The sequence below is a fragment of the Microbacterium sp. NPDC096154 genome, from assembly GCF_040302945.1.
Taxonomy (GTDB): Bacteria; Actinomycetota; Actinomycetes; order Actinomycetales; family Microbacteriaceae; genus Microbacterium.
Genome location: NZ_JBEOSM010000001.1, coordinates 384,661 through 397,978 on the forward strand (window position 1 = coordinate 384,661; position 13,318 = coordinate 397,978).

11 protein-coding genes are annotated in these 13,318 nt (G+C 71.2%); 2 read left to right on the top strand and 9 right to left on the bottom strand.

Annotated elements, in window-relative coordinates; all coding sequences use genetic code 11:
• Window positions 1-6: 6 nt before the first annotated feature.
• Genes ABTW64_RS01870 through gatC form a run of 7 tightly spaced genes read right to left on the bottom strand, consistent with a single transcriptional unit; the run spans window position 7 to window position 6,812 of the window.
• Window positions 7-594 carry a nucleoside/nucleotide kinase family protein gene (locus ABTW64_RS01870; RefSeq protein ID WP_350618573.1) on the bottom strand — a complete coding sequence of 196 codons (588 nt, stop codon included), beginning with the start codon at window positions 592-594 and terminating at the stop codon, window positions 7-9.
• Window positions 578-898, bottom strand: a complete 321-nt coding sequence (locus ABTW64_RS01875; protein WP_350618575.1) for a hypothetical protein — start codon at window positions 896-898, stop codon at window positions 578-580. The genes ABTW64_RS01870 and ABTW64_RS01875 overlap by 17 nt, the downstream gene beginning before the upstream one ends.
• Before the next feature lie 38 nt (window positions 899-936).
• A complete protein-coding gene (gene dinB / locus ABTW64_RS01880) occupies window positions 937-2,196 on the bottom strand; it encodes a DNA polymerase IV (protein ID WP_350618577.1) in 1,260 nt (419 codons plus the stop codon).
• Between the two features lie 34 nt (window positions 2,197-2,230).
• A complete protein-coding gene (locus ABTW64_RS01885) occupies window positions 2,231-3,448 on the bottom strand; it encodes a glycoside hydrolase family 3 N-terminal domain-containing protein (protein ID WP_350618579.1) in 1,218 nt (405 codons plus the stop codon).
• Between the two features lie 30 nt (window positions 3,449-3,478).
• Window positions 3,479-5,002 (bottom strand): Asp-tRNA(Asn)/Glu-tRNA(Gln) amidotransferase subunit GatB, encoded by a 1,524-nt coding sequence (gene gatB / locus ABTW64_RS01890; RefSeq protein ID WP_350618581.1) that lies wholly within the window; start codon window positions 5,000-5,002, stop codon window positions 3,479-3,481.
• Complete coding sequence (gene gatA / locus ABTW64_RS01895; RefSeq protein ID WP_350618583.1) at window positions 5,002-6,516, bottom strand: Asp-tRNA(Asn)/Glu-tRNA(Gln) amidotransferase subunit GatA; 1,515 nt, start codon at window positions 6,514-6,516, stop codon at window positions 5,002-5,004. Before gatA ends, gatB begins: the two co-directional genes overlap by 1 nt.
• Entirely contained in the window at window positions 6,513-6,812 is a 300-nt protein-coding gene (gene gatC / locus ABTW64_RS01900; RefSeq protein ID WP_350618585.1) for an Asp-tRNA(Asn)/Glu-tRNA(Gln) amidotransferase subunit GatC, read from the bottom strand. The genes gatA and gatC overlap by 4 nt, the downstream gene beginning before the upstream one ends.
• Before the next feature lie 59 nt (window positions 6,813-6,871).
• Between gatC and ABTW64_RS01905 the strand changes: the two genes are divergently transcribed.
• Complete coding sequence (locus tag ABTW64_RS01905; RefSeq protein ID WP_350618587.1) at window positions 6,872-8,569, top strand: long-chain-fatty-acid--CoA ligase; 1,698 nt, start codon at window positions 6,872-6,874, stop codon at window positions 8,567-8,569.
• Between the two features lie 50 nt (window positions 8,570-8,619).
• Window positions 8,620-10,422, top strand: coding sequence for a DEAD/DEAH box helicase (locus ABTW64_RS01910; RefSeq protein ID WP_350618589.1), 1,803 nt, complete (start codon window positions 8,620-8,622; stop codon window positions 10,420-10,422).
• Window positions 10,423-10,478: 56 nt separating this feature from the next.
• On the opposite strand, the gene putP is transcribed toward ABTW64_RS01910, so the two are convergent.
• Both putP and ABTW64_RS01920 read right to left on the bottom strand, forming a co-directional pair.
• Entirely contained in the window at window positions 10,479-11,984 is a 1,506-nt protein-coding gene (gene putP / locus ABTW64_RS01915; RefSeq protein ID WP_350618591.1) for a sodium/proline symporter PutP, read from the bottom strand.
• Between the two features lie 337 nt (window positions 11,985-12,321).
• Complete coding sequence (locus ABTW64_RS01920) at window positions 12,322-13,311, bottom strand: aldo/keto reductase (protein ID WP_350618593.1); 990 nt, start codon at window positions 13,309-13,311, stop codon at window positions 12,322-12,324.
• Window positions 13,312-13,318 lie beyond the last annotated feature (7 nt).

The window sequence follows — 13,318 nt, forward strand, 5'->3', positions numbered from 1 at the left end:
GAAGCCTCAAGGCAGGTCGAACACCAGATCCGCCACGGTGCGCGGGTCGTGGCGGGCGATGTGCGCGTCCTCCTGCACGGCCCAGCGGTCCCAGTACGGCACGTAGCTGTCGCCATCGCGGGCGAGCGCGCGGCGGCGCCGCGCGACCTCGGGACCGTCCACCCACACCGCGAGGTCGACCAGACCCCGCGCAGCCTGCGTGAGCGCTCCCGCTCCCTCGACCACGAGCGGACGGTCGGCCCTGGCGACATGCTCCTCCGCGAACGCGTGCGCTTCCCAATCGAAGCGCCGCCAGCGCGCTTCGACCCCCGCCGCGTGCGGTGTGAGCAACCAGTCGTGCGTCAACCTCGTTCCCTCCGCCAGCCCGTCCCACCCGGGGTAGAACGAGTCGAGCGCCACGAGCTGCGGGCGCTCCCCCGACCGAGGCCACCCCGACACCAACCGCTCGGCCAGCGTGGTCTTGCCCCCGCCGCTGCGCCCGTCGATCAGGATGACCGGGGCGGCGGATTGGAGGGCGGCGACCGCGGCGCGCATGGTCACGAGCGCCTCTGCGAACGCGGCTTCGAACGAACCGGCGCTACTTCTTGAGGACACGGATGATGCGGGCGAGAGCACGACCCGCGACCCACACGAACGGGATGCCCACGGCGAGCAGGGACACCACGTTCGGCTCGAACGTCAGCGTGTCGCCCCGGCGGACGTACGCGCCGATCGGCGCGGAGAACCCGCCGCCCCCTCCGCCGCCGTTGCCGGCCTCGTCCGAGCCTCCGCCGAAGCCGGTCCACGTGGCCGCGACGGGCACGAGGCGCACGCCGTCGACATCCTGCTGCTCGCCGTAGGCGCTGTTGACGCCGATGCTCGCCGACATGCGGCCGAGTTCGAGTGCGATGTTGGGCATGAGCCCACGCTACTCGGGATGCGCGGTCGCCACGAGGCTCAGTCCGAGTCGGCCGGCGGGCGCGGGTGCGACGGCAGGTGACCGGATCTGTCACGACCGAGGAAAGCGGCGCGCGTCACCGCGCCGCGGCCGAACCTCGCCAGGGCATCGTCGAGCGTGCCTTCGACGCGCTTCCAGTCGGCGTCGTCATCCCACAGCGCCACGCCGCCCGAACCGGCCGGGCGCAGCCGCTCGGCGCGCACCCCGATGAGGCGCACCGGAAGGCGCATGTCGACCTCGCCGAACAGCTCGCGCGCCACCTCGCCGATGCGCTGCCCCACGGCCGACTGCTCCGGCAGCGTCGCCGAGCGTGTGATCGTCGAGAAGTCCGAGAACCGCACCTTGATGGCCACGCCCGCGGCCTCGAAGCCCCCGCGCCGCAGCCGCACCGCCACCCGGTCGGACAGGCGCAGCAGCTCGGCGCGAAGCAGCTCGACATCCCAGATGTCGGTCTCGAACGTCTCCTCGTGGCCGATGCTCTTCTCGGTGCGAGTCGTCTCCACCTCGCGAGCATCGATGCCGCGGGCGAGCTGCGAGAGCCGCTGGGCGCCCGCGGGCCCGATGATGCGCGCGAGCACAGGCGTCGGCGTGTTCCGCACGTCGGCGATCGTGCGGATGGCCCGCGATTCGAGGGCCTCAGCCGCTTTGGGGCCCACGCCCCAGATCGCGCGCACCGGCTTCGGGTCGAGGAACTCCTGTGTGCGCGCGCCGGGCACGATCAGCAGACCGTCGGGCTTCGACATGGTCGAGGCCATCTTGGCCACATGCTTGGTCGCCGCGACGCCCACGCTCGCCGTGATGCCGATCTCGTCGGCGATGCGCTGTCGGATGAGCTGCGCGATGCGACCGGGACTGCCCCAGAGGCGCCGAGCGCCGCGCACATCGAGGAACGCCTCGTCGATCGACAGGGGCTCGACCAGCGGTGTGAAGCTGCGGAACACCTCCATGACCTGAGCAGACACCGCCTGATATCGGTCGAAGTGCGGCAGCACGACGAGCGCCTGCGGACAGAGTCGCAGCGCATGTGCCACCGGCATCGCCGAGCGCACGCCGAACCGGCGCGCCTCGTACGAGGCGCTGGAGACCACCGAGCGCCCTTCGGGCGCGCCGATGATGATCGGCTTGCCCTTCAGCGTGGGATCGTCGAGCACCTCGACCGACGCGTAGAACGCGTCCATGTCGACGTGCAGGATGCCCGTGCCTGCGTCGTCGGCGCCGGCGGGCGACACGATGCGCCCCGACCCGTCCGCTCGCCCCATGCCTCCATTGTCGCGCGAGGGTCGGACATCCGGGTCAGTCGTCGAACGCGTCCCCGTCGAGCACGCCCGAGGCCAGCACGCGCAGCGTGACGACGCGGGTCGCCGCCTCCTGCAGCCGCTCGGGCTCGAGCTCGCCGTCGTCGGCCGCGCTCGCGATGCCGTCCGCCAGCGCTGACGCCGTGCCGGCATCCGATCCGGCCACCATCAGCGCCATGTCGGCACCGGCCGAGATCGCCTCGACCGCGTTGCGCACGGGGTCGGTGTAGCGCTCCTCGCCGGACGACAGGAGCATGCCCAGGTCGTCGGTGATCGCCACGCCGTCGAAGCCGAGCTCGTCGCGCAGGATGTCGTACCAGGCCGGTGACAGCGACGCCGGAGCGTCGTCGACGTCGCTGAAGCGGAGGTGTCCCGTCATCACCAGCTCGGCACCGGCGGCGATGCCGGCCTCGAAGGGGGGCGCATGCTCGGCACGCCACTCGTCGAGCGGCATCGCCGTCTCCGGGATCGCACTGTGCGAGTCTCCGGGCGCCGCGCCGTGCCCGGGGTAGTGCTTCAGCGTGGAGAACGCGTGCGGCGCTTCGCCCTCGACCGCGGCCGCCACGCGCTCCGCCGCAGCTTCCGCGTCGGCGCCCAGCGTGCGCGGACGGATGAACCCGCTGGTCCTCGTGCCGACGTCGGCCACGACGCCGAAGTTCGTCGTGATACCCGCCTCCTGCAGGAGTCGTCCGCGCGTGTCGAACGCGGCCTGGGCGACGCTCGGGTCGCGCTCGTGCAGCTCGGCGCCCGCCGGCGCGTCGTCCCAAGGCAGACGCGTCACCGCGCCGCCCTCCTCGTCGACCGCCACAAGCGGAGGCAGCGTGTCATCCGGCCCGTCCACGGCGTCGGTCACCCGACGCAGCTCCCGCTCGCTCTTCGGCACGTTCGATCCCATCAGGATGAACCCGCCCAGACGCCCGTCCTCGACATACCGCTCCAGCGTGCGCGGGTCCGTGCCGCCGATGTGTCCCATCACGACGGCCGACGCCCGTTCCTCGGTCGACATCTCGTCCACGATGATCCGGGCGAGGGCCGACGCGACGTCGTGGCGCGATGCCGGCTCGACCGCGGCGCGCACGGAGGACGACGGCGCCGACCCGGACAGCGCTGCCCCCTCCGCCGAGGCGGGAGTCACCGCGGACAACGCGCACATGACGGAGCCGGTCAGCGCGGCCACGAGCCACGCCGACCGGCTTCGGTCACTGCGGAACAGCATCACTCCTGAACGGAACGCTCCAGCCGTCGCCTATGCTTCTTCCGCGCTGGCGCGCGTCAGGACGAGCTCGCGCACGCGCGCGGCGTCGGCCTGGCCCTTCATCGCCTTCATGACCGCGCCGATCACGGCACCGGCGGCCTGCACCTTGCCGTCGCGGATCTTCTCGAGCACGTCCGGCTGGGACGCGAGCGCCTCATCGATCGCGGCGATCAGCGCGCCGTCGTCCGACACGACCGCGAGACCGCGAGCGTCGACGACCGCCTGCGGCGACCCCTCGCCCGCGATGACGCCCTCGAGCACCTGGCGCGCGAGCTTGTCGGTCAGCGTCCCGGCGTCGATCAGGCTCTGCAGCTGCGCGACATGCTCGGCCGACACCAGGTCGGCGGGTTCGCGGCCCTGGGCGTTCGCGACGCGCGTGATCTCGCCCGTCCACCACTTGCGCGCGGCCTGCGGCGCGGCACCCGCGGCGACGGTGGCCTCGACCTCGCTCAGCAGTCCGCCGTTGACGACGTCCTGGAACTCCAGGTCTGTGAAGCCCCAGTCGCCCTTGAGGCGGCGACGGCGCGCGGCCGGCGGCTCGGGCAGCGCGGCACGCAGCTCCTCGATCAGCTCGACGCTCGGCTCCACGGGCAGCAGGTCGGGCTCCGGGAAGTAGCGGTAGTCGTCCGCGTCGGACTTCGGGCGCCCCGGCGACGTAGTGCCGGTGTCCTCATGCCAGTGACGCGTCTCCTGGACGATCGTGCCGCCCTCGGCCAGGATGGCCGCCTGGCGCTGGATCTCGTAGCGCACCGCGCGCTCGACCGAGCGCATCGAGTTGACGTTCTTCGTCTCGGTGCGCGTGCCGAGCTTCGTCTCGCCGCGCGGCCGCAGGGACACGTTGGCGTCGCAGCGGATGTTGCCCCGCTCCATGCGCGCCTCCGAGATGCCCAGCGCGATCGCGATGTCGCGGATGGTGGCGAGGTACGCCTTCGCGAGCTCGGGCGCCCGGTGCTCGGCGCCGAAGATCGGCTTCGTGACGATCTCGACGAGCGGCACACCGGCGCGGTTGTAGTCGACCAGCGAGTACTCGGCGCCCTGGATGCGGCCCGTCGCGCCGCCGACGTGGGTCAGCTTGCCCGCGTCCTCCTCCATGTGCGCGCGCTCGATCGGCACCGTGACGATGGTGCCGTCCGACAGCTCAACCTCGACGGACCCCTCGAACGCGATGGGCTCGTCGTACTGGCTGATCTGGTAGTTCTTGCCGAGGTCGGGATAGAAGTAGTTCTTCCGCGCGAAGCGGCTCGACGGCGCGATCGAGCAGCCGAGCGCGAGGCCGAGGCTGATCGACGAGCGGATGGCCTCGGCGTTGACCGTGGGCATCGAGCCCGGCAAGCCCATGTCGACGGGAGCCACCAGCGTGTTGGGCTCCGCGTCGTGGTTGTCGGCGTGCGCCGGGTTGGCCGCCGGCGAGAACATCTTGGTCCTCGTGTTGAGCTCGACGTGCACCTCGAGGCCGATCACCGGCTCGAACAGCTCGAGTGCCTTGTCGAAGTCCATCAGCGTGGCCGTCGCCATCAGCGGGCCCCTCCCTTGAGCTCCGGGGCTCGGTCGAGCAGCAGACCGCCCCACTCGTCCACCAGCATCGCCTCGAGGGCGGCGCCCACGCGGTACAGTCGCGCGTCCTCGCGAGCAGGCGCCAGGAACTGGACGCCCACCGGCAGGCCGTCCTCCTGCGCCAGCCCCGAGGGCACCGAGATGCCCGGCACGCCGGCCAGGTTCGCGGGGATGGTCGTGAGGTCGTTCAGGTACATCGACAGCGGGTCGTCGATCTTCTCGCCGAGCTGGAACGCCGTGGTCGGCGCCGAGGGCGTCGCGATGACGTCGACCGAGGCGAACGCCTCGTCGAAGTCGCGCTGGATCAGCGTGCGCACCTTCTGGGCGCTGCCGTAGTAGGCGTCGTAGTAGCCCGCCGAGAGCGCGTAGGTGCCCAGGATGATGCGGCGCTTGACCTCCGGGCCGAAGCCCGCGTCGCGCGTCGCCGACATGACGTCCTCGACCGTGCCTCCGGGGACGTCCACGCGCATGCCGAAGCGCACCGAGTCGAACTTCGCCAGGTTGCTCGAGGCCTCCGCCGGAAGGATCAGGTAGTACGCGGCGACCGCGTACTCGAAGTGCGGGGCGCTGATCTCGACGATCTCGGCGCCCTGCGCCTCCATCCGCGCCAGGGCCTGGCGGAACGAGGCGGCGACCCCGGGCTGGAAGCCGCTGTCGGGCAACTCCTTCACCACGCCGACCTTGAGCCCCTTCAGCACGTCGCCGCGCGCGCCCTCGCGGGCGGCTTCGGCGAACGACGGCCAGCTCTCGGGGATCGACGTCGCGTCGTGGATGTCGTGCCCGCCGATGACGTCGTGCAGCAGGCCCGCATCCAGCACCGTGCGCGTGACCGGGCCCACCTGGTCGAGGCTCGACGCCAGGGCGATCGCGCCGTACCGGCTCACGCCGCCGTAGGTCGGCTTCACGCCGACCGTGCCGGTCACGTGCGCGGGCTGGCGGATCGACCCACCGGTGTCCGACCCCAGCGCGAGCGGCGCCTGGAAGGCCGCCACGGCCGCGGCGGAGCCGCCGCCGGAGCCGCCCGGGATGCGGTCGAGGTCCCACGGATTGCGGGTGGGGCCGTACGCCGAGTGCTCGGTCGACGAGCCCATCGCGAACTCGTCCATGTTGGTCTTGCCAAGGGGCACCAGATCGGCGGCCCGGGAACGAGCGACGACCGTCGCGTCGAACGGCGACATGTATCCCTCGAGGATCTTCGATCCGGAGGTCGAGGGCATGTCGGTCGTGACCAGCACATCCTTGATCGCGAGCGGCACGCCCGCGATCGGGCCGAGCGCCTCCCCTGCGGCGCGGCGACGGTCGACGTCGGCCGCCACGTCGAGCGCGCGATCCGAGACGTGCAGGAACGCGTGCACGTCGCCGTCCACGGCGGCGATGCGGTCGAGGTGGGCCTTCGTGGCCTCCACGCTCGAGATCTCGCGCGCGGCGAGCCTGTCGGCCAGCTGCGCGGCGGTGAGGCGGATGATGTCGCTCACTGCTCCTCCCCCAGGATCGCGGTCACGCGGAAGCGCGAGCCGTCGGCATCCGGCGCGTTCTGCAGCGCCTGGGCCGTCGTGAGCGTCTCGGCGACCTCGTCGGGCCGGAAGACGTTCTGCATCGGGATCGGGTGGCTCGTCGCCGGGACGTCGGGGGTGGCCACCTGCGCGACCTTGGCGATGTTGTCGACGATGGCGTCGAGCTCGCCGGTCAGGCGGGTCACCTCCTCGTCGCTCAGCTGGATCCGGGCGAGCACACCGAGATGGCGCACGAGATCGGGGGTGATTTCAGACACCCCCCGAGTCTACGTGGTGCCGCTCCGCGGGCCCGCGCGCCCGGATCTAGGCTGGACGCGTGACGACCTACGATCCGCCGCGCCCCTGGGTGAGCAGCTACGCCGCCGGTGTCCCCTCCGACCTCGAGCCCGTCGCCGGGTCGCTCCCCGACCTGGTCGCCGCATCGGGACGTGAGTTCGCCGACGCCCCCGCCCTGCAGTTCTTCGGGCGCACGACGAGCTATGCCGAGCTGAACGCGGCGATCGAGCGCGCTGCCGCCGGTCTGCACGCGCGCGGCGTGCGCAAGGGCGATCCCGTGGCCATCATCCTGCCCAACTGCCCGCAGCACATCATCGCGTTCTACGCGATCCTGCGGCTCGGCGCCGTCGCCGTGGAGCACAATCCCCTCTACACCCCCCGCGAGCTGCGCAAGCAGTTCGAGGATCACGGAGCGAAGCACGCCATCGTGTGGAGCAAGGTCGTCGCCACGGTGCAGGACTTCCCCGCGGACCTGGCGGTCTCGACCCTGGTGTCGGTCGATGTGACGCGCGCGATGCCCCTGGGGATGCGGCTGGCCCTGCGCCTGCCGATCCCCAAGGCGCGCGAGTCCCGCGCGCAGCTGACCGAGAAGGTTCGCGGCGCGATCCGCTGGGAGGATCTGCTGGCTTCGGCCGCCCTGCCCGCGTCGCACCCCGGCCCCGCCACCGACGACCTGGCGATCATCCAGTACACCTCGGGTACCACCGGCACGCCGAAGGGCGCGGCCCTGACCCATCGCAATCTGCTGGCCAACGCCGCCCAGGCGCGGGCGTGGGTGCCGACCATCCGGCGCGGCAAGGGCACCAACGTCTACGCGGTGCTGCCGATGTTCCATGCATACGGCCTGACCCTCTGCCTCACGTTCGCGATGTCGATGGGCGCACGTCTGGTGCTGTTCCCCAAGTTCGACCCCGACATGGTGCTGGATGTCGTCAAGAAGCACCCAGCCACCTTCCTGCCGCTCGTTCCGCCGATCGCGGAGCGCCTGCTCAAGCGCGCCCAGGAGCGCGGCGTCTCCCTCGCCGGCACCGAGATCGCCATCTCCGGCGCGATGGCGCTGTCCCCCGCGCTCGTCGAGCCGTTCGAGGCGGAGTCGGGCGGATTCCTGGTCGAAGGGTACGGGCTGAGCGAGTGCTCGCCCGTGCTGATGGCGAACCCGGTCGCGACGCACCGTGTCGCGGGCAGCGTCGGCCTGCCCCTTCCGGGTACGGAGTGCCGCGTGGTCGATCCGGACGACCCCAGCCGCGATGTCGCGCCCGGGCAGCCGGGTGAGCTGCTGGTGCGCGGTCCCCAGGTGTTCGGGGGCTATTACGGCAAGCCGGAGGAGACCGAGGCCGTCTTCGTCGACGGCTGGTTCCGCACCGGCGATGTCGTCACGATCGACGAGGCCGGGTTCGTGCGCATCGTCGACCGCATCAAGGAGCTCATCATCACGGGCGGCTTCAACGTGGCGCCGACGGAGGTGGAGGGCGCTCTGCGTCAGCACCCCGACATCGCCGACGCGGCTGTCGTGGGGCTGGCCAGCGAGCGCAGCGGCGAAGAGGTCGTCGCGGCGGTCGTTCCCGAGGACGGACGCGAGGTCGACGTCGAGCAGGTGCGCGCCTACGTGCGGGGCATCCTGACCCCTTACAAGGTGCCGCGCCGCATCTTCGTGTTCGACGAGCTGCCCAAGTCGATGATCGGAAAGGTGCTGCGCCGCCAGGTGAAGGAGCGCATCGAGCAGATCGTCTCGCGCTGAGGGCGAGCCTCGACCGGCGGATGCACATGTGCGCGCGCTAGCGTGACCAGGTGAGCACTGCAGACAGCGACCGGACCGACACCACCGACTCTCCCGACACCCCTGGATTCGAGGAGCTGGGCATCACCGGCTCGGTGCTCTCGGCCATCCGCGAACTGGGATACGAGACGCCCTCACCCATCCAGCGCGCCACGATCCCGACGCTGCTGAGCGGCCGCGACGTCGTCGGCATGGCGCAGACGGGCACCGGCAAGACCGCGGCGTTCGCGCTGCCGATCCTGCAGCGCCTCGACACGGCGCGCAAGATCCCCCAAGCACTCGTGCTGGCCCCGACGCGCGAGCTCGCACTGCAGGTGGCCGAGGCCTTCGAGTCGTACGCCGCGCAGATGCCGGATGTCCGACTGCTTCCGGTGTACGGGGGCCAGGGCTACGGCGTGCAGCTGTCGGCGCTTCGTCGCGGCGTGCAGATCGTGGTCGGCACGCCCGGCCGCGTGATGGACCACCTGGCGAAGGGCACGCTCGACCTGTCGGAGCTCGACTACCTCGTGCTCGACGAGGCCGACGAGATGCTGAAGATGGGCTTCGCGGAGGACGTGGAGCAGATCCTCTCGCAGACACCCGAGGACAAGCAGGTGGCGCTGTTCTCCGCGACCATGCCGCCGCAGATCCGGCGCATCGCGCAGCAGTACCTGCGCGATCCGGAGGAGATCTCGGTCAAGGCGAAGACCGCCACGAACGCCAACATCACACAGCGCTACCTCGTCGTCTCCTACGCCCAGAAGGTCGACGCCCTCACGCGCATCCTGGAAGTCGAGAACTTCGACGGGATGATCGTGTTCGTCCGCACGAAGAACGAGACCGAGACACTGGCCGAGAAGCTGCGCGCCCGCGGCTACTCGGCCGCCGCCATCAACGGCGACATCCCGCAGAACCTGCGCGAGCGCACCGTGAACCAGCTCAAGGAGGCGAAGCTCGACATCCTGGTCGCCACGGATGTCGCGGCCCGCGGCCTCGACGTCGAGCGCATCAGCCACGTCGTGAACTTCGACATCCCGACCGACACGGAGTCGTACGTGCACCGCATCGGCCGCACGGGCCGCGCCGGCCGCACGGGCGATGCGATCAGCTTCATCACGCCGCGCGAGCGCTACCTGCTCGGTCACATCGAGAAGGCCACTCGCCAGCAGCCGACGCAGATGCAGCTCCCGACCGCGGAGGACGTCAACACCACGCGCCTCGCGCGGTTCGACGATGCGATCACGACCGCGCTGCAGGACGAGGAGCGCATCGCCGAGTTCCGCGACATCATCGCGCACTACGTGCGCAACCACGACGTCCCGGAGGCCGATGTGGCCGCCGCCCTGGCGGTCGTCGCACAGGGCGAGAAGCCGCTGCTGCTGCAGCCCGAGGACGATGCGCTGGCCGCCGCCGTCGCCCGCGACAACCGGCCGCCGCGGGAGAGGTCCGAGACGCGAGAGCGCGACGCACGCCCTGCGAGGCGTGGGCGCGGGGACTACGAGCCGTACCGCATCGAGGTCGGGCGCCGGCACCGTGTGGAGCCCCGCCAGATCGTCGGCGCGCTCGCCAACGAGGGCGGACTGGGGCGCGACGACTTCGGAGCGATCACGATCCGCCCCGACTTCTCGATCGTCGAGCTGCCCGCCGGCCTCGACCGCCGCGTGCTCGAGAAGCTGCGCGACACGCGCATCTCGGGCCGCCTGATCGAGATCCGCCCCGACCGCGGCGTCCCTGGTCGTCGCGGCCCGCGCGACGGCGATCGCCGCAGGGACCGAGATGAGCGCCCGGGGCGCGACGACCGCCCGGCGCGCAAGCCACGGCACCGCAAGGACTGACGCCAGACCAGACCGCCCTCCGGATCCATCCGGAGGGCGGTCTGGTCTCGGCGGCGTCAGGGCCGCGTGATCGCGTCGGGCTCGGGCCCCGGTCCCGTGGGGATCACGATGGCCGCCGTCCGGGTGAACTCGCCCTCGATCTCGGCATCGGGACGGTATGTGAAGCGGCTGACGATGGCCGCGACCACCAGGTTGAGCGCGAAGCCGGGCACGATCTCATACAGCCCCGTGCCGAGCAACGGCCACACGAACACCGTCACCACTGCGACGATCATCCCCGCGAGCGCCCCCGCGGCGCTCAGGCGACGCCAGAACAGCGACAGCAGGATGGTCGGCCCGAACGCCGCGCCGAAACCCGCCCACGCGAATCCCACGAGCTCGAGGATCGAGCTGTCCGGATCGAGCGCGAGCACGACCGCGACGATCGCGACGACGAGCACGCACGCGCGGCCGAGCAGCACCAGCAGGCGCTGGCTCGGTGCACGGCGGGCGACCACCTTGTAGATGTCCTCGACCAGTGCCGACGACGTCACGATCAGCTGGCTCGAGATCGTGGACATGATCGCCGCGAGCACGGCTGACAGGACGAGTCCCGCGACGAGCGGATGCATCAGCGCCTGCGCCATCTCGAGGATGACCGTTTCGGGGTTGTCGAGCCCGTCGGACCCGAAGAACGCGATGCCGACGAAACCCGCGGCGACGGCCCCCAGCAGCGACAGAATCATCCAGCCCATGCCGATGCGCCGCGCGGTGTTGGCCTCCCGCGCCGAACGCAGCGCCATGAAGCGCACGATGATGTGCGGCTGCCCGAAGTAGCCGAGGCCCCAGGCGAGCGACGACACGATCGCCACGATCGTGATCCCGGTCACCGCTTCTCCGCCGAACAGCGAGAGATGCGCCGGCGACACGGACCCGCCCACCTCGCCGAAGCCTCCCAGCGCGACGACAGCCATGACGGGCACGATGAGCACGGCGGCCAGGATCATCACGCCCTGCACGAAGTCGGTGAACGACGCTCCGAGGAAGCCGCCGAACAGCGTGTAGGCCAGCGTCACTCCGCCCACCAGCAGCATGCCGACGAGGTAGTCACCGCCGAACGCGCTCTCGAAGAACACCCCTCCGGCGACCATGCCGCTCGAGACGTACAGCGTGAAGAACACCAGGATGATCACGGCCGACACGACGCGCAGCAGTCGCGACCGGTCGCGCAGGCGGTTCTCGAAGAAGCTCGGGATCGTGATCGAGTTCTTCGCGACCTCCGTGTAGGCGCGCAGGCGCGGAGCGACGAGCTTCCAGTTCAGGTAGGCGCCTATCGTCAGGCCGATCGCGATCCAGGCCTCGATCAGACCGGTCGCGTAGATCGCGCCGGGCAGACCCATGACGAGCCATCCCGACATGTCGGATGCCCCCGCGCTGAGCGCGGCGACAGCGGGCGGCAGGTTCCTGCCGCCGAGCATGTAGTCCTCATGGTCCTTGGTCTTCAGGGCGGCGTAGACGCCGATCGCGATCATCGCGGCGAAGTAGATCACCAGCGCGACGATCAGCCAGCTGTGTGCGGACATCGGGAAAGAACCTCCTGTACCTCAGCGCGCGACGGTGCGCACCGGTCAACCTATGCGCTCGCGCGCCGAAGCGCGAAGTCGCGATCTGCCGACGCCGCGGCTAACGCGCGCGCGTAGCAGACGCCGGCGCGGGTCATCCTGCCGGCGGCCGCCCACGATGCTCTCACCCGGGTGGCGCACAGGGGCCCGTGCGGGCCGCTCGCACTGCACGAACAGCGCGTCGGCCGCGTACTCGATCCCGGCCGCGCACTCGATCCCGGCCGCGCACTCGACCCCGGCCGCGTACTCGATCCCGGCCGGCAGCCGCAGCTCGGCCGCCGTCGGCCGGCGGAGCTGCTCACCAGCGGTCGTGCACCAGCGGACGGATCGACTCGTCGTACAGGTCGCGAACGGCGTCGAGGAAGTCGGCCGGCAACGGTCCGACCTCACCCGCGGCGGCGTTGGCCCGCGCCTGCTCGGGGTTGCGCGCGCCCGGGATGACCGTGGTGACACCGGCCTGCTGCGCGACCCATGCGAGGGCGGCCGTCGTCGGCTCCAGACCCGCCCCGCGCGCCAGCCCGGCGAACCGCGCAGCGGCGTCGACGCCGGTCTCGTAGTCGACACCCGAGAAGGTCTCGCCCACATCGAACGCCTCGCCGTGGCGGTTGTAGGAGCGGTGGTCGTTCTCGGCGAACGTCGTCTCCCGCGTGTACCGGCCGCTGAGCAGACCGCTCGCGAGCGGCACTCGCGCGATGATGCCGACGCCGGCCTCCACCGCAGCCGGCAGCGCCACGTCGAGGGGCTTGCGGCGGAACGCGTTCAGGATGATCTGCACGCTCGCGACCCCGGGGCGCTCGATGGCGCGCAGCGCTTCGGCAACGGTCTCGACGCTGACGCCGTAATGGGCGACGGCGCCATCCGCCACCAGCGTGTCGAGGTCGTCGAACACTCGATCCGCCTCGTAGACGTCGCTGGTCGGGCAGTGCAGCTGCACCAGGTCGAGCGTGTCGACGCCGAGATTGCGGCGGGAACGATCGGTCCAGTCGCGGAAGTTGGCCAGCGTCGCGTGCGCGAGGTCCGGTGCGGCGGCGCGGCGGATCATCTTCGTGGCGACGAAGACGTCGGCGCCGGGGTTGGCACGGCGCCACTCGCCGATCGTCTGCTCGCTGCGGCCGTCCCCGTACACGTCGGCGGTGTCGAACAGCGTGACACCCGCCGCGTAGGCGGCGTCGAGGACCGCGAACGCGTCGCTCTGCGCGACGTCGCCCCAGTCCGCTCCGAGCTGCCAGGTGCCGAGGCCGATGACCGAGACGTCGCGACCGGTGCGTCCGAGAGTGCGGTGTTCCATCTCTCGA